19 protein-coding genes are annotated in these 18,673 nt (G+C 67.4%); 6 read left to right on the top strand and 13 right to left on the bottom strand.

The annotated features are described in order from the left end of the window. Window positions 1–2 precede the first annotated feature (2 nt). The 12 genes from U1T56_RS22775 to U1T56_RS22720 all read right to left on the bottom strand — a co-directional run bounded on the left by U1T56_RS22775 (window position 3) and on the right by U1T56_RS22720 (window position 11,968). Window positions 3–338: a hypothetical protein gene (locus U1T56_RS22775; protein ID WP_418161811.1), complete on the bottom strand. Its 336-nt coding sequence runs from the start codon at window positions 336–338 to the stop codon at window positions 3–5. Further along, entirely contained in the window at window positions 335–1,423 is a 1,089-nt protein-coding gene (locus tag U1T56_RS22770) for an ABC transporter ATP-binding protein (RefSeq protein ID WP_418161810.1), read from the bottom strand. Before U1T56_RS22770 ends, U1T56_RS22775 begins: the two co-directional genes overlap by 4 nt. 13 nt (window positions 1,424–1,436) lie before the next feature. Beyond that, the gene (locus tag U1T56_RS22765; protein WP_418161809.1) at window positions 1,437–2,309 is read right to left on the bottom strand and encodes a carbohydrate ABC transporter permease; all 873 of its coding nucleotides are present in this window, start codon (window positions 2,307–2,309) and stop codon (window positions 1,437–1,439) included. A 3-nt stretch (window positions 2,310–2,312) separates the two neighbouring features. Next, complete coding sequence (locus U1T56_RS22760) at window positions 2,313–3,374, bottom strand: carbohydrate ABC transporter permease (RefSeq protein WP_418161808.1); 1,062 nt, start codon at window positions 3,372–3,374, stop codon at window positions 2,313–2,315. Between the two features lie 87 nt (window positions 3,375–3,461). Beyond that, window positions 3,462–4,895, bottom strand: coding sequence for an ABC transporter substrate-binding protein (locus tag U1T56_RS22755; RefSeq protein WP_418161807.1), 1,434 nt, complete (start codon window positions 4,893–4,895; stop codon window positions 3,462–3,464). A gap of 86 nt (window positions 4,896–4,981) precedes the next feature. After that, complete coding sequence (locus U1T56_RS22750) at window positions 4,982–6,076, bottom strand: ABC transporter ATP-binding protein (RefSeq protein ID WP_418161806.1); 1,095 nt, start codon at window positions 6,074–6,076, stop codon at window positions 4,982–4,984. Between the two features lie 21 nt (window positions 6,077–6,097). Continuing rightward, a complete protein-coding gene (locus U1T56_RS22745; protein WP_418161805.1) occupies window positions 6,098–6,682 on the bottom strand; it encodes a DJ-1/PfpI family protein in 585 nt (194 codons plus the stop codon). A gap of 31 nt (window positions 6,683–6,713) precedes the next feature. Beyond that, window positions 6,714–7,883 (bottom strand): Gfo/Idh/MocA family protein, encoded by a 1,170-nt coding sequence (locus U1T56_RS22740; protein ID WP_418161804.1) that lies wholly within the window; start codon window positions 7,881–7,883, stop codon window positions 6,714–6,716. A gap of 19 nt (window positions 7,884–7,902) precedes the next feature. Continuing rightward, window positions 7,903–9,087: a Gfo/Idh/MocA family protein gene (locus U1T56_RS22735; protein WP_418161803.1), complete on the bottom strand. Its 1,185-nt coding sequence runs from the start codon at window positions 9,085–9,087 to the stop codon at window positions 7,903–7,905. 13 nt (window positions 9,088–9,100) lie between these two features. Continuing rightward, a complete protein-coding gene (locus tag U1T56_RS22730) occupies window positions 9,101–10,159 on the bottom strand; it encodes a sugar phosphate isomerase/epimerase family protein (RefSeq protein WP_418161802.1) in 1,059 nt (352 codons plus the stop codon). A 32-nt stretch (window positions 10,160–10,191) separates the two neighbouring features. Further along, window positions 10,192–11,040 (bottom strand): sugar phosphate isomerase/epimerase family protein, encoded by an 849-nt coding sequence (locus U1T56_RS22725; protein WP_418161801.1) that lies wholly within the window; start codon window positions 11,038–11,040, stop codon window positions 10,192–10,194. A 16-nt stretch (window positions 11,041–11,056) separates the two neighbouring features. Then, window positions 11,057–11,968, bottom strand: a complete 912-nt coding sequence (locus tag U1T56_RS22720) for a sugar phosphate isomerase/epimerase family protein (RefSeq protein WP_418161800.1) — start codon at window positions 11,966–11,968, stop codon at window positions 11,057–11,059. Window positions 11,969–12,206: 238 nt separating this feature from the next. Between U1T56_RS22720 and U1T56_RS22715 the strand changes: the two genes are divergently transcribed. Together U1T56_RS22715 and iolD are read left to right on the top strand one after the other, a co-directional pair. Continuing rightward, on the top strand, window positions 12,207–12,434 hold the full coding sequence (locus tag U1T56_RS22715; protein WP_418161799.1) for a DUF433 domain-containing protein: 228 nt from the start codon (window positions 12,207–12,209) through the stop codon (window positions 12,432–12,434). A 475-nt stretch (window positions 12,435–12,909) separates the two neighbouring features. Then, window positions 12,910–14,760, top strand: coding sequence for a 3D-(3,5/4)-trihydroxycyclohexane-1,2-dione acylhydrolase (decyclizing) (gene iolD, locus U1T56_RS22710; RefSeq protein ID WP_418161798.1), 1,851 nt, complete (start codon window positions 12,910–12,912; stop codon window positions 14,758–14,760). A 91-nt stretch (window positions 14,761–14,851) separates the two neighbouring features. Here iolD and flgF read toward each other — a convergent pair whose 3' ends face one another. After that, complete coding sequence (gene flgF, locus U1T56_RS22705; RefSeq protein ID WP_418161797.1) at window positions 14,852–15,574, bottom strand: flagellar basal-body rod protein FlgF; 723 nt, start codon at window positions 15,572–15,574, stop codon at window positions 14,852–14,854. 387 nt (window positions 15,575–15,961) lie between these two features. Between flgF and U1T56_RS22700 the strand changes: the two genes are divergently transcribed. The 4 genes from U1T56_RS22700 to U1T56_RS22685 all read left to right on the top strand — a co-directional run bounded on the left by U1T56_RS22700 (window position 15,962) and on the right by U1T56_RS22685 (window position 18,591). Beyond that, complete coding sequence (locus U1T56_RS22700) at window positions 15,962–16,267, top strand: flagellar basal body-associated FliL family protein (protein ID WP_418161796.1); 306 nt, start codon at window positions 15,962–15,964, stop codon at window positions 16,265–16,267. Continuing rightward, the gene (locus U1T56_RS22695) at window positions 16,264–17,274 is read left to right on the top strand and encodes a flagellar motor switch protein FliM (protein WP_418161795.1); all 1,011 of its coding nucleotides are present in this window, start codon (window positions 16,264–16,266) and stop codon (window positions 17,272–17,274) included. The genes U1T56_RS22700 and U1T56_RS22695 overlap by 4 nt, the downstream gene beginning before the upstream one ends. After that, window positions 17,267–17,752, top strand: a complete 486-nt coding sequence (locus U1T56_RS22690; protein WP_418161794.1) for a hypothetical protein — start codon at window positions 17,267–17,269, stop codon at window positions 17,750–17,752. The genes U1T56_RS22695 and U1T56_RS22690 overlap by 8 nt, the downstream gene beginning before the upstream one ends. A 128-nt stretch (window positions 17,753–17,880) precedes the next feature. Continuing rightward, complete coding sequence (locus U1T56_RS22685) at window positions 17,881–18,591, top strand: MotE family protein (protein ID WP_418161793.1); 711 nt, start codon at window positions 17,881–17,883, stop codon at window positions 18,589–18,591. Window positions 18,592–18,673 lie beyond the last annotated feature (82 nt).

Raw genomic sequence — 18,673 nt, 5'->3', positions numbered from 1 at the left:
CTTCAGCCCGCGCGCTGCGCTTCGAGATAGACGCCGTAGAGCTCGGCCGAGCCCAGCGCCAGGCCGAGCACCACCAGGAACACGACGGCGACGATCAGGGCCGCGCGCCCGAGATCGCGCATGGGCCTGCCGGGCTCGCACAGCGGGACGAGGTTGAACAGGAGCCCGCCGAGCACGACGAGCCCCATGCCGATGCCCGAGGCGAGCTTGCTGAAGGGCTGGAAGATCATGACGAGCGATGCGGCGCACAGGCCGATGATGGCGCGCTCGAATCCCTTGGCCGTGGCCGCCGACATGCCGGGCCTGCCGTTTCGGTTCCGTTGCAGCGTGATGCTCATGCGCCGATCCGCCTCCCGTCCTCGCCGAAGAGATGCACCTGGCCGAGCTTGGGCCTGAGATGCAGCACGCTGCCCTGGCCGATCCTGAGCCGGCGCGGCACCACCACCCGGATGTCGCGCTTCCCGTCGACCGCATGGACCAGCGTCTCGGCACCCATGGGCTCGATCAGGTCGGCCTCGGCCGAGAGCGTGTCGAGCTCGGGCTCGGAGGCGAGGTCGAAGGCGCGCGGCCGGATGCCGAGTGTGACGGGCGCACCCGGTTGCAACCGCTCGGCGAGCCCGTTCAAAGGCAGGCGCAGCTCCTGCTCCGCCGTGCGGAACCGGGCGAGACCGTTCTCGCGGCCGAGGAAATGCGCCTCGAGCAGATTCATCTGCGGCGTGCCGATGAAGCTCGCGACGAACAGGTTCACGGGCCGGGTGAAGATCTCGTGCGGGCTCGCCACCTGCTCGATCCGGCCACCCTGCATGACCGCGATCCGATCCGCCATGGTGAGCGCCTCAAGCTGATCGTGGGTCACGATCACCGTGGCTTTCGAGAGCCCGCCCAGCACGGCCTTGATCTTGCCGCGCATCTGCTGGCGCAGCTCGACGTCGAGGCGCGAGAGCGGCTCGTCGAACAGGAAGCAGTTGGGATCGCGCACGATGGCGCGGCCGACCGCAACGCGCTGCTTCTCGCCTTCGGCGAGGCGACCGGGAATGCGGTCCAGCACATCGGTGAGCTCGAGCGTGCGCGCGACCTCGACCACCCGCCGGTCGATCTCGGTCCGGCTGAGCTTCTCGGCGAGCAGCGGGAAGGCCAGATTCTCGCGCACGGTGAGGCTCGGGTAGAGCGCGTAGAACTGGAACACCATGGCGATGTTGCGCTCGGACGGCGAGAGCTCGTTGACCCGCCGCCCGGCGATCACGACATCGCCCGCGCTCGCCGATTCGAGGCCCGCGATCATCCGCAGCGTCGTGGTCTTGCCGCAGCCCGAGGGCCCGAGCAGGCAGACGACCTCGCCCGCCGCCACGTCGAGATCGACATTGTCCACGGCGCGTAAATTGCCGAAGAGCTTCGTGACACCTTTGAGGCTGATGGTCGACACGTAAGCTCGCTCCTCAGCGCTTGATGGTGCCGAAGGTGACGCCGCGCAGGAGGTGGTTCTGCAGCGCGAACACCACGACGATGACGGGAACCAGGAACAGGGTCTCGATCGCGGCGAGCAGCCCCCAGCGCACGCCGATATCGCCGCCGATGGTCTGTGCCATCGCGACCGGGATGGTGCGGGTCTCGACCCCGGTGAGGAGGAGCGCGAACAGGAACTCGTTCCAGGTGAGGATCAGGCCGAACACGGCGGTGGCGGCGATGCCGGCCCAGACCTGCGGCAGGCAGATCTTGAGGAACACCCTGCGCTCGGAGCTGCCGTCCATCCTGGCCGCGTCCTCCACGTCGGGCGAGAGCTCGTCGAAGAAGCTCTTCATCATCCAGACCGTGAACGGCAGGTTGAAGGCGGTGTAGAGCAGGATGATGCCGGCATAGGTGCCGGCCAGCCCCGTGACCTGGAACATCAGGAAGATCGGGATGATGACCACGATCGCGGGCATCATGCGCGTGCTCAGGATGATGAAGAGGTAGGTGTCGTTGCCTTTGAGCGGGAAGCGCGAGAAGCCGTAGGCGGCGAGCGTGCCGAGCACGAGGGCGATGAGCACGCTCGTCCCGGAGATGAAGATCGAGTTGAAGAAGAAGCGGGCGAAGCCCGTGTCGACCGCCTCGGCCCCGGCGCTGTAGGCGCGGCTGAAGACTTCCCTGAAGTTCTCGAGCGTGGGCGTGAACAGCCAGACCGGCGGCACGGCCAGCGCGTCGTTGTGGGTCTTGAAGGCGGTGAGGATGATCCAAAGGACCGGGAAGAAGTAGATCAGGCTGACGATGCCGGCCCCGATGGTCCAGCCCCAGCCGGCATGGCCGATCGGCCGTCGCATGCCACGGCTCATGGCTCAGGCCTCCTGCGCCCGGCGGTTGACGAAGTAGAGGTAGAGATTGGTCAGCACGATGACGATGAAGAGGAGGATGTAGGCGAGTGCTGCGCTCTGGCTCGTGCGGAAATACTGGAAGGCGAGCCGGTAGACGTAGACCGCGATGGTCTCGGTCGAGGTGCCGGGACCGCCGTTGGTGATCAGGAACACGACGTCGAACAGCTTGAAGGCCTCGATGGTGCGAAAGAGCAGGGCCAGCAGCAGGAGGCCCTTGATGTAGGGAAAGGTGATGGTGCGAAAGCGCCGCCACCAGGTCGCCCGGTCGATCTCGGCCGCCTCGTAGAGATATTTCGGCACCGAAACGAGGCCTGCCAGCACCAGGAGCATCACGAAGGGCGACCACATCCAGGCATCGGCGAACACCACGCCGGCGAGCGCTCCGGTCGGCGTCTGCAGAAGGACGAAGGGCTCGCCCGTGAACATACGGACGAACTGGCTCAGGAGGCCGAAGGTCGGCTCGTAGTAGTAGCGGAAGAAAGCGCCGACCGCGACGAAGGAGAGCATCATCGGCGTCAACACCAGGATCATGAGGAAGCGTCGGCCGGGGAACTGCTTCTCGAACAGGAGGGCCAGGAGAAAGCCGATCACCATCTGCAGCGTCACCGAGAGCACGGCCATGAGCGCCGTCGTCTGCAGCCGCTCCCAGACCGTGGGATCGTTCAGTACCCACTCGTAGTTCTGCAGACCCACGAAGATCGGCGGCGCCATGCGGTTCGCCCGGTAGCTGAAGAAGCTGAGCCCGAACGACCACATCAGCGGAAAGATGTTCATGAGGAACAGCAGGGCCAGGGCCGGCGCTACCAGAAGCCCGCCGGTGTAGCGCCCCCAGGCGTTGACCACGAGGGTCAACGCCACGAGCGCTGCCGCGGCGAGCGAGACCCAGAAGGCGACATGCTGCGGCAGGAGGAGAATCGAGCCTGGAATCAGCACGGCGGCGAGGAGAAGGGCCAGGCGCCAGTTGGCCGGGCTGGGTCTGAGAAAGCCGGGCGGGCGATGCCGGAGCGGCGGGGCGGCGACGGACATGAGAAGGCTCGCTGCCTGGGGTGAGCTGGGGAGAAGAGCGGCCCCGCCCGCACCGTTCGGGCAGGGCCGCGGAGGCAAGCTTGCACCCTACTTGATCAGCCCGGCCTGGGTCAGGAGGTCCTGCTGGAAGGCCGCGATGTTGTCCATCGTGGTCTTCGCGTCCTGCTGGCCGGTGATCGCCTTGACGTACTGCTCCTGCGACTGGACCAGGAGCTCGTAGAAGTCGGGCACGTGCCAGACGTCCTTCTGCCAGTCGAGGCTCGCGGCCCAGGTGCGGTTCCAGGGCCGGAAGGTCACGTACTCGGGCTGGCTGTAGACGCTCTTCAAGGCGCTCTGCCCGCCGCGCCGGGCGAACTCGGTCTGCGTTTCCTTGGACAGCCACCACTTGCAGAAGTCGAGCGACTCCTTCGTCACCTCCTCGCTGTTCCAGGTGGTGAGCACGAAGGGCTGGCCGCCGATGTTCTGCCAGCGGACGATCTTGCCGTCGGGCCCGCGCAGGCCGGGCGCCAAGCCGAACGCCACCTTGTCCGCGACCTTCGAGGTCTGCGGGTTGATCGAGCTCTCGGCGAAGCCGATCCAGTTGACGTTGAGGGCGACCTTGCCCTCGCGGAACAGCTCGTCGGTCTTGAAGATGTCCATGGTTCCGGTCTTGACGACCGGCGGCATGTACTGGAGCAGCGAGAGATAGTGCTCGAAGGCCTTCACGGCCTCGGGCGAGTTGACGACACCTTCGGCCTGTCCGTTCGGGATCCGGGTCTCGTCCCAGATGTTGGCGCCATGCTGCCAGATGAAGCCATTCACCTGCATGATGGCGAAGTCGTAGTCCTTGCCGGCTTGGTAGGAGATCCCGTAGAAGTCGTCGTCGAGCGTCTTGCCGGCCAGCTTCTCGCCCTTGGCGCGCTTGAAGAACTCGCCGATGTTCTTGATCATGTCCCAGTCGGCGTCGTCCATCTCCTCGCCGGTGCAGGGCAGCTTCTTGCCGTACTTGGCCTGGAACGCCTGCTGCTCGCCCGGATCGCAGAACACGTCCTTGCGGTAGTAGGTGACGAGCACGTCCGGCATCTGCGGGAAGCCGTAGTGCTTGTCGGACTTGTAGGGGTAGGTCGAGTAGGCCCAGACGACGTTCGGGTGCAGATCCTCGAAGATCGCCTGCCACTCCGGATCATCCTTGATGAACCTGTCGATCTGCATGTAGTAGCCGCCTTCGACGAAGGCGCCGAGCCACTGGCTGTCGGAGACGGCCATCTGGTACTTTTTCTCGCCCGAGGTCAGCGAGGCAGCGAGACGCTCGTAATAGACCGGCCAGGGAATGAAGTCGGCCTCGAGCTTGACATTGTTGCCGGATTTGGCCTTGTAGCGCTCGTTGGCCAGATCCTGCATGATCCGGGTCGGCGGCCAGTCCGGCACGGCCATCTTGAGCACGATGTCCTTGGCAGAGGCGGGCAGAGGCCCGCTCGAGAGCACCGTGGCGCCCAACAGGCCCGCCACGGCCAAGCACAAGGCACGTTCCGCTCGACGCATTGCTTTTAGCCTCCCTGTCGCAGTCGCGTCTTCTGCTGAAAGCCTCGCCAGCAGCGGGGCAGGAAAACTCGACCCCACTGAAACCGCTACCGAATGGCGGTTCCGGTGTCCATCGCGAACAGATGCGTCTCCTGGATGGCGAGCTCGACCTCGAGCCGGTCGCCCTCGCGGTAGGCGACGGCCCGTTCTTCGGGCAGCACCATCCTCAACAGTACTCCTTGCGCCTCGAGGTCGAGCACGGTGACGTCGCCCAAAGGCTCGGTCAGGTGCACCCGTGCCGGGAAGCGCGGCCCGTGCGCGTGGCCGCCCTCGGCGGGTGCGAGATCGTGCGGCCGGAAACCGAGCAGGATGAGGGTGCCGACCGGGAACTGCCGCAGCGCCGACGCCCAGGGACCGCCGCCGATCTCGATGAAGGGCAGCAGGACCCGCGAGCCGTCGCCGGCGCTCCGGCCTTCGATCAGGTTCATCCGCGGCGAGCCTACGTGCTCGGCCACGAACCGGTCGCGCGGGCTGTCGAACAGCTCGTCGGGCGTGCCCACCTGCACGATGCGGCCGTCGCGGATGACGCCGATGCGCTGGCCCATGCTCAAGGCCTCGAGCTCGTCGGGCGTGGCGTAGAGCATGGTCATGCCGGTCTCGCGGTGCAGCCGCTTGAACTCGGCGCGCGTGTCGTGGCGCAGCTTGGCGTCGAGGTTGGTGAGGGGCTCATCCAGCAGGAGCAGCTTCGGCCGCCGCACCAGCGCGCGCCCGATCGCGATCCGCTGCTGCTCACCGCCCGAGGCGGTGCCGGGCTTGCGCTCGAGCGTGTGGGTGATGCGGAGCATCTCCGCCACCTCGCGCACGCGCCGGTCGATCTCGCCCGGATCGATCCTGGCCTCGTGCAGGGGATAGGCCAGGTTCTCGCGCACGCTGAGGTGCGGGTAGAGGGCGAAGGCCTGAAAGATCATCGCCATGCCGCGGCCCTGCACCGGGGCCTCGGTGATGTCGCGGCCCGCGAAGTGGATCCGCCCCGCGTCCAGCCGCTCCAGCCCGGCGATCGAGCGGAGCGTCGTGGTCTTGCCCGCAGCACTGGGACCCAAGAGGCAGAAGAATTCGCCGGCCTCGACCTGGAACGATAGGCCGTCGAGCGCCGTCACCTTGCCGTAGCGCTTGACGAGGCCCTGTATTCTGAGATCGCTCACCGTCGCCCGCTCCGCTGCCGCTCAGCCGTGCTCGATCCGGGTGCCCAGGACCTCGAGGCAATGGCGCATGAAGGCGGCGAGGCCCGGCCAGCCCTTGGCCGAGACCAGCTTGCCATCGACGCAGGCTCCGGTCGGCTCGACGTCGACATAGATGCCGCCGGCGAGGCGCACCTCGGGCTCGCAATATTGGAGTGCCGCGACCCGCTTGCCCTCGAGGACACCGTCCACGGCCATCAAGACCTGCACGCCGTGGCAGATCGTGAAGATCGGCTTGTCGACCTCGTGGAAATGCCGGACGATGCGCTGCACACGCGGATCGATCCGGATATATTCGGGGCCGCGCCCGCCCGCGACGTAGACGGCGTCGTAATCGGCCGGATCGACCTCGGCGAAGGTCTTGTTGAGCGTGTAGAGATGGCCCGGCTTCTCGGTGTAGGTCTGGTCGCCCTCGAAGTCGTGCAGGCTCGTCTTGATGACCTCGCCCGCTTTTTTGTCGGGGCAGACGACGTGGACGGTGTGACCCACGGCGTGCATCGCCTGCTCGAAGACGAAGATCTCGTACTCCTCGCTGAACTCGCCGGTCAGCATCAGGATCTTCTTGCCCATCGTCCTTGCCTCCCTGGTTTTCGCGCTCTGCTCAGAGCGCGACGCCGGTCTCCTCCCACCGCCCGGAGCGCGCCGAGCGCAGCACGGCCTCGCACACCTTCTGGGTCTCGAGCGCGTTCCTGAAATCGGGCTGCGCCGGCTTCCCGGTCTCGAGCCCCTGGATGAAGTCGGCCACGGCGTGCACGAAGCTGTGCTCGTAGCCGATCACCAGCCCCGGCACCCACCAGTGGCTCATGTAGGGGTGCTCGCCGTTGGTGACGTGGATGCGCCGCCAGCCCGCGGTGTGGCTCGGCACCTTCTGGCCGCTCTCCTTGGAACGATACTCGAAGAAGTCGAGATATTCGGGCTCGTGCAGGTCGAACATGACCGACCCGTCCGCACCGTTGAGCTCGAAGGTCTTGAGCGCCTTGTGGCCGCGGGCGTAGCGCGTGCTCTCGAACACGCCCATGGAGCCATTCTGGAAGCGGCAAATGAAGATGCAGGCATCATCGATGCCGACGGGCTCGACCTTGCCGGTCTCCTGGTGCAGGCGCTGTTTCACGAAGGTCTCGGTCTCGGCCATGACCTTCACGATCGGCCCGTTCAGCCACATGGCGGTGTCGATGTTGTGGGCGAGGAGGTCGCCCGTGACTCCGGAGCCGGCAGCGTTGACGTCGAGCCGCCACAGCGCCGCCCCGCCCTGCGGCAGGTCCGAGGATATGGTCCAGTCCTGCAGAAACCGGGCGCGGTAGTGGTAGGGCCGGCCGATCCGACCCTCGTCCACGAGCTGCTTCGCGAGGCTCACCGAGGGCAGACGGCGGTAGTTGTACCAGACCATGGTCGGCACACCGGCGCGCTCGACCGCCTCCACCATCGCCTCGCCCTCGGCGACGCTCATGGCGAGCGGCTTCTCGCACAGGATCATCTTGCCGTTGGCAGCGGCGGCGAGAGCGATGTCCTTATGGAGGTTGTTCGGCACGCAGATGTCGACGACGTCGATGTCGGGCCGCGCCACCAGCTTGCGCCAGTCGGTCTCGATGTCGGCATAGCCCCAGGTCGAAGCGAAGCGCGCGAGCTTCTCGCGGTCGCGCGCGCAGGCCGCCTGCAGCACGGGTCGATAGCCGAGCTCCGGAAAGAAGTTGCCGATCCGGTTGTAAGCGTTGGAATGCGCCCGGCCCATGAAGCCGTAGCCGACCATCCCGATGCGCAAGGGCTTGGTCATGAGCCGTTTCCTCCGATCCTCAGCCCGTAACCTCGACCCAGGCTCCGTTCTGCTTGCTGCTCTTCACGACCGCCTCGATGAAGGCCACACCGGCCACACCGTCCTGCACCGTCGGCACCAGCAGTGCCCCCGGATCGGGTGCCCGGCTCTCGAGCTTCGCCCAGATCAGCTCGGCGGCGTCGCGGTAGAGGTTGGCGAAGCCCTCGAGATAGCCTTCTGGATGGCCGGCCGGAATACGGGTGACCCGGGCCGCTACCGCATCGGCACCGGCGCCGCCGCGGCGGATCAGGCGGGGCGGCTCGCCGAACGGAGCGTGGTGGAGATAGTTCGGGTCTTCCTGTGCCCAGGTGAGGCCGCCCTTCTCGCCATAGATCCGGATGCGGAGATTGTTCTCGTTGCCCGGCGCCACCTGCGAGGCCCAGAGCATCCCCTTGGCCCCTCCCTTGAAGCGCAGCATGACATGGGTGTTGTCGTCGAGCGGACGGCCCGGCACGAACGTCGTCAGGTCGGCGGCGAGGCTGTCGAGCTCGAGGCCGGTCATGAAGCAGGCGAGGTTCATGGCATGGGTGGCGATGTCGCCCGTGCAACCCGCCGGACCCGAGCGCGCCGGGTCCGTGCGCCATTCCGCCTGCTTCTGGCCAGTGTCCTCGAGCTTGGTGGTGAGCCAGTCTTGCGCGTACTCGGCCTGGACCACGCGGATCTTGCCCAGGACACCATCCTGGATCATCTGGCGTGCCTGCCGGACCATGGGGTAGCCGGTGTAGTTGTGCGTGAGCACGAACACGCAGCCCGAGCGGTTCACCAGCTCGGCGAGCTTCCGCGCGTCCTCCAGATTCGTCGTCAGCGGCTTGTCGCAGATGACGTGGATGCCGCGCTCGAGGAAGGCCTTGGCCGCGGGGTAGTGGACGTGGTTCGGTGTCACGATCGCGACCACGTCGATTCCGTCGGAGCGCCCCTTCTCGGCCGCCGCCATCTCCTCGAAGCTGCCGTAGCAGCGCGCCGCCTCCACGCCGAGCTCGACGCCCGACGCTTTCGACCTCTCGGGCGTGCTCGAGAAGGCGCCGGCCACGAGCTCGTAGCGGTCGTCGAGCCGGGCCGCGATCCGGTGCACGGCACCGATGAACGCACCCTGGCCGCCGCCCACCATGCCGAGCCGGAGCCTGCGCCTCGCACCTGCCTTCGCTGCTCTGCTCCCGCTCACCATCGCAACCGCCCCCTCAGCGATCGAGCCCGAGAGCGCGCCGGTTGGCGGCCTCGTCGGCACCCTGGTCGATGAAGCCCTCGAAGCTCGTCTCGGTCACCCGGATGATGTGCGAGCGGATGAACTCGGCACCTTCGCGCGCTCCGTCCTCGGGATTCTTGAGGCAGCATTCCCACTCCAGCACGGCCCAGCTCCCGTAGTCGTAGGCCGTGAGCTTGCTGAAGATGCCGCCGAAATCGACCTGACCGTCGCCCAGGGACCGGAAGCGTCCGGCCCGGTTCACCCAGTCCTCGAAGCCCGAATAGACACCCTGGCGGCCATCGGGGTTGAGCTCGGCATCCTTGACGTGGAACGCCTTGATCCGCTCGTGGTAGAAATCGATGAACTGGAGATAGTCCAGCCCCTGCAGCACGAAATGGCTCGGATCGTAATTGATGCAGCAGCGGGGATGGTTGCCGACCTTGGCGAGGAACCGCTCGAAGCTTGCCCCGTCCAGAAGATCCTCGCCGGGATGAATCTCGTAGCAGACGTCGACCCCGACCTCGTCGAAGGCATCGAGGATCGGCTGCCAGCGCCGGGCCAGCTCCGTGAACGCCGTGTCGATCAGGCCCTTGGGCCGCGGCGGCCAGGGGTAGAGATAGGGGTAGGCGAGAGCGCCCGAGAAGGTGACGTGCGCATCGAGGCCCAGATTGCGCGAGGCCTTGGCGGCGAGGCGCATCTGCTGCACGGCCCATTCCTGCCGCGCCTTCGGGTTGCCGCGCACGTGCGGCACCGCGAAGGCATCGAAGCCCTCGTCGTAGGCCGGATGCACGGCCACGAGCTGGCCTTGGAGATGCGTGCTGAGCTCGGTAATGGCGAGACCGTGCCGGGCGACGATGCCCTTGACCTCGTCGCAGTAATCCTTGCTGGTGGCAGCCTTCTCGAGATCGAGCAGACGGCCGTCCCAGCTCGGGATCTGCACGCCCTCGTAGCCGAGCGAGGCGGCCCAGCCGCAGATGGCGTCCAAGGAATTGAACGGCGGCGTGTCGCCCGCGAACTGGGCCAAGAAGATGGCCGGGCCCTTGATCGTCTTCATGCCGTGTTCCGTCCGTTGCCTTTGGGGTTCGCTCAAACCTTGGCCCAGGTCTCGCGCAGGAAATCGTGCCCGAAGCGGTAGACCTCTTCCCGGCTCGGAAAGAAGTCCCGCCACACCCTGGTCGCCGCCGCGAGCGCCGGCAGTGCTCGGCCGAACGCCTCGATCACGAACCAGCCCCGATAGCCGCCTTGCTTGAAGGCACGGAGCGTCGGAAGCCACGGGATGTGCCCCTTGCCGGGCGTGCCGCGATCGTTCTCGGAGAGATGGACGTGGCTGATGTGGGCGAGGTTGGGTGCGATCACGCCGACCGGGTCCTTCTCCTCGATGTTGGCGTGGAACGTGTCGTAGAGGAGGCCGTAGTTGGGTGCTTCGACCTCGCGCACGAGCCGGACCGCATCGCTCACCGTGTTCAGGACGTAGCACTCGAACCGGTTCAAGGGCTCGATGCTGAGCGCGATGCCTTGCGCGGCGGCATAGGTCGCGGCCGCCTGGTGCACGTCGACGAGCCGGCCCCGCTCCTCCGCCGTGGGCGGCTCGCCGGTGAAGATGCCGAGCGGCTGGTGGAACGGGCCGCACAGAACCTCGCCGCCTGCGGCCTTCAGGCAGTCCACGGCCCAGCAGATCCGTGTCACCGCACCCTTGCGGACGGCGGGATCGGGGCTCAGCGCGTTGTGGGCCTCGTCGGGCAGCACGGTGACCGCCGTGCAGCGCAGGCCGGCGTCGCGGACTACACGGCCGACACGCGCGAAGTGCTCGGGCGTGCCCTCGAAGATCGGCAGCTCCACCCCGTCGTAGCCGGCGCGCTTGATGGCATCGAGGAGCGGAAAATGCTCCTCCGTAACGTGGGTGGTCCACAAGAGCAGGTTGAAGCCGAGCAGCATGGACCCTCTCCCCGGCTCAGCCGTACTTCCGCACCAGTTCGTCCAGCGCCGCCTTGCACTTCGCGGTGGCGTTCCAGGCGTCGGGCCAGAAGCACAGGTCCACCGTCCACCAGTCGTGCCCGACCTTCTCCCTCGCCAGCGCCGGCACGATCGCGTCGAAGTCGAGGACACCCTCGCCGAAAGGCGGGTGCGCGCTGGTCTCGTCGTTGCCGGCCGCGTCCTTGTGGCAGGTGTTGTCGCTGTCGATGAGGTGAATGTGGTTGATGCGCCCCGAAAGCTTCGAGATCAGCTCGAGCTGCCCGCCCTTCAGCGTCTCCTTCTTCCCTTCCTGCCGCGCTCCTACGACCGCCACCATCTGGCCATGGCAGGTATCGTAGAGCACGCCGAAATTCTCGTGCGGCAGGGCGTCGAGCACGCGCAGGACGTCCGAGGGCTTGTTGAAGGCGAAGCCGGGCTCGAACTCCCAGCACACGTAGAGGCCCTTGTCGGCGGCGTAGCGGATGCAGTGGTCCCAGGTGGAAATCAGCCGCTGCAGCAAGGTGTCGTAGTCGACGCTGCGGTGGATCGTGGGCGGCTGGACGGCATCGACGCGAATGCCCTTGATGCCGAGATCGGCGGCGAAGTCGCAGTTGGCCTCGAAGCTCGCGACATAGTGGGAGGGATCGTCCGTATCGAGCAGATGCTCGCTCCAGAGATCCTGCGCGAAGCCAGAGAAGGCGAGGCCGTGGCCTGCGACCTGCTCCTTCAGCCGGGCCCGGTCCTCCTTGGTCGGATGGTTCTGCGGGTTCGGGTAGCCGTTGAATCCGCCGAGTTCGAGGCCGTCGAAGCCGAGTTCCCGGAGGGTGGCTAGCACGGTGGCGAAAGGAATCGGGTGCTCGCCGTAGGGGCCGACGTTGTAGGCCCAGGTGCCGATCGACGTCCGCTTCAAGATGCGCCTCCCCGAGAAAGACCCGCATCAGCCGGACAGAGAGCCGCACCTCGGCCCGAGTCGGGCCGAGGCGACAGAGGGAGCGGCCCATGGCCGCCGTTCAGCCTCCCTGCGCCGCATCCTGCGTGGGATGCGGCTTTCAGTCGTCACATATGTGCTAGCGGATTTGCGCGCTCAGCGGAACGGGTTTTTTCTGCGCGCGCAACCGGTGCTGTCTGGAACAAGGTAGCGGAGGGAGATGGGCCATGGAGCTGTCCGAGATCGTCGTGCGCGACCCAGAGGCGATGAGGGAGGTCCATGCTTTCGAGGTGCGTGCGTCCCGATCGCCGTCCTGTCCGAGAAGCTCGCTGCCAGCATGACCGTAGCCGAGATCCTGGGGACCTGGCTCGACCCCGACCGTGAGGATGTTCTAGCCGTGCTCGAGCTGGTGGCGCAGGAGGTCGCCCGCCACGCCAAGGCCGTCTGAATGCGGCGGGTTCGGCTCGACGAGGGCGTGCCTCGGCCCGTCCTCGGCGCCTTTTCCGCCGGAATGGCGATCACGGTCGATCGCCTGGGCTGAACAGGGATCAAGAACGGCGCACTGCTGCGAGCGGCCGAGGCGCACGGCTTCGAGGTTCCGGTCACCGCCGGCAAGAACATGCGCCACCAGAACAGTCTTGCCGGTCGCAGACTGGCCATCGTGGTCCTGTCCCACAGGAACTGGCCCGAGCTGCGCCACATGCTGGCCGTCATTGCCGCAACCGCCGCTACGGCACAGCCCGACGCCTTCACCGGGATATCGGCCGCACCGTGAGCGCAGGCGACGATATGCCGGCGGCCGAACAGCACCCTGGGCCGGGCGTGAGACCTCCGCGCATGGACCCGCTTCACCCCGGGAGCCGCTGCCGCTAGCCTGCCCTCTCAGGCAAGAACCGAACACGGGCTTCCGGGAGGCACCGAGCATGTCCACCATCCGGCTCACCATGGCGCAGGCGATCGTCCGCTGGCTCGTGGCGCAGCGCACCATCATCGACGGCCGGGAGCTGCCCCTGTTTCCGGGCGTGTTCGCGATCTTCGGCCACGGCAACGTCACCTGCCTCAGCGAGGCGCTGGAAGCGGTGAAGGACGAGCTGCCGACCTGGCGCGGGCAGAACGAGCAGTCGATGGCGCTGGCCGCCATCGCCTTCGCCAAGGCGAAGAAGCGCCGTCAGATCATGGTGGCGACGAGCTCGATCGGGCCGGGCGCCACCAACATGGTGACCGCCGCCGGTGTCGCCCATACCAACCGCCTGCCCGTGCTGCTGCTCTCGGGCGACTACTATGTCAGCCGCTTCCCCGATCCCGTGCTGCAGCAGGTCGAGCATTTCGGCGATCCCACGATCAGCGTGAACGACGCCTTCAAGGCCGTGACGCGCTATTGGGACCGGATCACGCGGCCCGAGCAGATCATCCAGTCCCTGCCGCAGGCGCTCGCCACCATGCTCGATCCCGCCGACTGCGGCCCGGCTTTCCTGGGCCTGTGCCAGGACGTGCAGGGCGAGGCCTTCGACTACCCCGCCCGGTTCTTCGCGCCCACCGTCCACGAGATTCCGCGGCCCCGCCCCGACCGGCGCCAGGTGGCGGCCGCGGCCGAGCTCCTGCGGACGGCGAAGAACCCGCTCATCATCGCCGGCGGCGGCGTGCGCTACAGCGGGGCCGAGGAGACGCTCGCCGCCTTCGCCGAGCGGCACCGCATCCCGGTGGGCGAGACCATCGCCGGGCGCACCATCCTCGTCCACGAGCACCCCATGAACGCCGGACCGATCGGCATCCAGGGTTCCTCGAGCGCCAACGAGCTCGCGGCCGAAGCCGACGTCGTGCTCGCGATCGGCACGCGTCTTCAGGACTTCACCACCGGCTCCTGGACGCTGTTCGCCGACGACGCCCGCTTCATCGGCATCAACGCCGCCCGCTTCGACGCGGTGAAACACATGAGTCTGCCCGTGGTGGGCGACGCGCTCGAGTGCCTCTCCGAGCTGGGCGAGGCCTTGCGCGACTGGCACGCGCCCGATGACTGGGCGCGCCGCGCGCAAGCGCTCTATGCCGAGTGGAACCGCTTCATCGACCAGCGCAGCGGCCCCACCAACGCCGAGGTGCCGACCTATGCCCACGTCGTGGGTGCCGTGAACCGCCTGTGCGACCCACGCGACCTCGCGCTCACGGCCGCCGGCGGCATGCCGGGCGAGCTTTGCATGAACTGGCGCGCGAAGACACCCGGCACCTTCGACTGCGAGTTCGGCTATTCCTGCATGGGCTACGAGATCGCCGGCGGCTGGGGCGCCAAGCTCGCCGATCCTACGCGCGACGTGCTCGTGATGGTGGGCGACGGCAGCTATCTCATGATGAATTCCGACATCTACAGCTCCGTCCTCACCGGCATGAAGCTCATCGTCGTCGTGTGCGACAATGGCGGGTTCGCGGTGATCGACCGGCTGCAGCGCGCCAAGGGCATCCCGTCCTTCAACAACCAGCTCGAGGACTGCCGCCGTACCGGAACCGAGCTGCCGCGGGTCGACTTCGCCAGGCATGCCGAGGCGATGGGGGCGATCGGCATTCGTGCTAGAGGCATCGGCGAACTCGAGGAGGCGTTCCGCCGCGCCAAGGCCGCCGACCGCACCACCGTGATCCACATCGAGGTCCAGGCCAGGGACTGGACCGAGGGCAACGGCTCCTGGTGGGAGTGCGGCACGCCCGAGGTCAGCCCGCGCGAGACGGTGAGGGCGGCCCGGGAGGCGCATCTCGCCGGCAAGCGCCGGCAACGCCGGGGCGTGTAGGCAGCGGCTCGGGAACGCCCTTGCCGGAATTGCCCCATGTCGTGGCACCCGGCTGGGGTGAGGATCGCCTCCCGTCCATCCGAAGAACGCCTCAGCCCGACGCCCGGACGGTCTTCTCGATCGCCTGGCGCTCGAGCTCGTGCTGTGTGTCGAGCAGACGCTGCGCGCTCTCGAAGGCACGGACCGTCTCCAGCATCGTGGTCATCTCGAGCACGGGCTGCACGTTGGAGCCTTCGAGAGCACCCTGGACGACACGGGCGCCCTGCGCCGGCGCCGGGCTTTCGGCGCTCTCGTAGAGCCCGCTGCCGATGCGGGTGAGCGCCTCCTCGCGGGCGAAGGCATGAATCCCGATGCGTGCGATGGGGCCACCGCGGCCGGAGATCGTGCCGTCGCTCGCGACCGTGATCGGTCGGGCGTCGGCCGGCAGGACGATGGGATTGCCGCTCGCATCGAGCAGAGCATGGCCGTCGACATCGACCAGGCGGCCGCTCGCATCGAGCTCGAGGCGGCCGGCGCGGCCATAGCGCGTGCCCTCGGGTGTGGCGAACGCGAAATAGCCCGGGCCGACCAGAGCGAGGTCGAGCGGATTGCCCGTCTGCGTCACCGGTCCGGGATCGAGATCGCGGATCAGCGCCGCATCCTGGACGAACGCGACCGGCCGTGATCCGCCGGCACGCTCGAGCACCCGGGCGAAACGGGTGTGCTCGGCACGATAGGCCGTGGTGCCGGCATTCGCGAGATTGGTCGCCACCACGGTCATGTGGCGATCGAGCACCATCTGACGGCTCAGGGCAAGATAGCTGGTCAGATCCATTCCATGCGCTCCTTTCGCGCGAGCCCCGCGGTGGGCAGAAGCGACCGTGCGGCACGGCCATTTTCGTGCGGACGAGGAAAGAAACCGTTAACCGGCTGCTGCTATCAGCACGGAGGCATGCGCACGGATCGGGTGAGATGCAGAAGGGGTGCCGACGCGATGGCCAACCGCGGGGATGCGACGACGGCTTCCGACCGGCCGAAGAGCAGAAAGCTCATCTGGCTGCTGGCAGGGATCGCGCTTCTGCTCGTCAGCGGTGGCGCTGCGGCCGCCTATTTCTCGGGCATGCTTCCCGGATCGAGGCCGAGCGAGTCGGCCGATGCGGATCCGCACGGCGGAGACCGTCCGTCGGCCGGCCATGATCCGGGTCATGCGGCAGCACCCCCGATGGCAGCGTTCGTGGATATGCCGGATCTCCTCGTCAACCTGCAGTCCGATGCGCGCCGCATGCGCTTTCTCAAGCTGCGCCTGGCGCTCGAGGTGGAAAGCGCGTCGGCGGCCGATGCCGTTCGGGCGCTCATGCCGCGGATCATGGACGGGTTTCAGGTCTACCTGCGGGCGCTGACCGCGGACGAGCTGAATGGTGCCGCAGGCGTGCAGAGGCTGAAGGAAGGGCTCGTCGCTCGCGCCAATCTCGCCGTCGAGCCCTTGAAGATCGACGATGTGCTCTTGAAGGAGATGCTCGTCCAGTGAGCACGATCGCCAGCCCGACCAAAATACGTCACCTCGATGCTACCGCCGAGCCGCGCGACGTGCCGGGCACATCCGAACCGTCGGCCGGATCCGCTCGTACGGCTCCGGGTGCCAGCATCGTGCTGCTCGATCGCTCGAGAGGGACAGGTCCGGAGCGATGGCCGGCCTTGGAGCTGGTGGTCGACGATCTGGCACGAAGGCTGACGGTGGCGCTGCGGCGCTACACGCTCCGGGCTGGAAGCGTGCAGGCCGCCGGCATCTCCACCCGAAGCCTCGAGATCTGCCTGGAGTCGGTGCCCGCGCGCGCCGTGATCGCCGTGTTCGCAGCCGAGCCTTGGGGTGAGCGGGGTCTCCTCGTCATCGAGAGCTGCCTGATCGACGCGATCGTGGACCTTACGCTCGGCGGCCACGAGGATGCGCCGCCGGCTCCTTGCGAGCAGCGCTCGCTCACCGCCGTCGGGGCGAGGTTCGGCGAGCGTCTGATCGAGCTGACGCTCGAGGCGCTGGGACAGGCGTTCGGCCGGATCGCACGGGTCGTGTTCCGCTACGAGCGGATGGAGACCCGTCCCGAGCTCGCCGTCGTCGCCCACCCGGACGCCCCCTGCCTCTTCTGCAGGTTGCACGTCTGCATCGGCAGGCAAGACGGCATGCTGGCGCTGCTTCTTCCCCATGCGATGCTGGAGCCGGCACGGGATCGGCTGGCACGCAAGCCCGAGAATGGCGGAGCCAAGCGCAGCGCTCTCTGGGCAGAGCATCTCGCCCACGAGGTCTGGCGCGCCAATGTCGAGATCGCGGTGGTGCTGGAGGAGCGGGATGTCCGCCTTCGTGACGTACTCGGCTTGGCAGTCGGCTCCGTTCTCCACCTTCGTGCCCGGACGGACTCGCCTGTCCGTCTGCAGCACGAGGGCCTTACGATGGCAATCGGCAGGATCGGCAGGTCGGGCGACCGGCTGAGCGTGAGGGTCGAAGCGGTGAGCGGACGAGACGAGGAGGACGACCGTGCTTGAGCTGGCGATCGATACGGCGAGCATGGTATTGCTCGCTGCCACCAGCGTGTCTTGCCTCGCGCTCCATCGCCGCCTTCGCCACCTGCAGACGGATCGTGGTGACATCGAGGCCTTCGTCCGGATGCTCGATGCCGCGACACAGCGTGCGGAAGCGACGATTGCAGGCATTCGCGAGGCGGCGGACGATCTTGCGCGACATCGCAGCGAGGCGAAGCAGCAGACCGCGGGGCCGGCGCGGCCGAGCGGCAGTCAGGCTCCACCGCACGACCGCTCGCTCGGGCAGAATCCGCGCGCGGCGGTGGACGGCATGGCGAAGCACGCCTCTCGTGCTCCTGTCGCCTCCGGAGCCGTAGCTGGGCCGGCACGCGGCAGCGGGAAGGATCACCAGGAGCCCGACCACGGGACGGCTGCCGCCACGGGACGACCGACATCCACGATCGATGCCGGCCTGATCCGGACCCTGGAGACCTTGCGTTGAGCCTGGCAGACCGCGAGCGCTGCGAGCCCGTGTCGCCGATCCCGCCCGGCTTGCCGGGCATTCACCCGGAGACGTCGTTGCGCCCATGCGGGCGCAGCGACCACGCGCCAGCAGAGGAGTTCTGACAGGTGCCACTCCTCGCACCGGCGAAGCGGTGGTTGCCGCTGTCTCGGCTGCTGCTCCTCACCGGGCTCACGCTCCTGGCATCGGCCGTCATCCACACAGCGGATCTGCTCCATGCTGTCGCCTCGAAGCCGACCATGGCGCTCGATGCGAGCGGGCCAACCACCAGAGCGGCTTCGGACCCGAACGCACCGGAGAGCCTGTCCTCGATAGAGCCGGCGGCAGGGCCGCAAGAGCCGACATCGATGGCATATCCGGATGGCACGATGGAGGGCGGCGAGACGCCTTGGCGGGTGGAGGCGCTGGAGGCGATCGCCGCGGAGCTGAATCGCCGGCAGGCGGCGCTCGCCGCTCGTGAGCAGGTCGCGACGCTCAGGGAAGCTGCCGTGAAGCTGGCCGAAGAGCGATTGCGCAACGACATCGCGGCGCTCGAAAAGAGCAAGTCCGAGCTCGAGCTGCGCATTCATACGTTGTCTCGACGCAACGCAGACGACATAGCGCAGATGATCAAGGTCTACGAGGCGATGAAAGCGAAGAATGCTGCCGCCATCTTCGAGACGATGGAGCCGGAGATCCTCGTGTCGATCGTAAGGGGCATGCGAGATACGAAGGCAGCGGCCATCATCGCCGAAATGACTCCCGAAAAGGCACGCAAGCTCACGCTCGAGCTCGGCACCGAGCCGACGACTCCGGGCCTTTGCAAAGGCCAGCCCTAGTGGTCTGATACCGGCCCTACGAAGCGGTGACGGACGCGGGCAGCCAGGGGAAATCGGTGGGCGGTGGCTGAGCCGGCGGTCG

Source organism: Benzoatithermus flavus, assembly GCF_037908215.1.
Lineage (GTDB): Bacteria > Pseudomonadota > Alphaproteobacteria > Geminicoccales > Geminicoccaceae > Benzoatithermus > Benzoatithermus flavus.
This window is presented reverse-complemented; position numbering and strand designations above follow the sequence as displayed.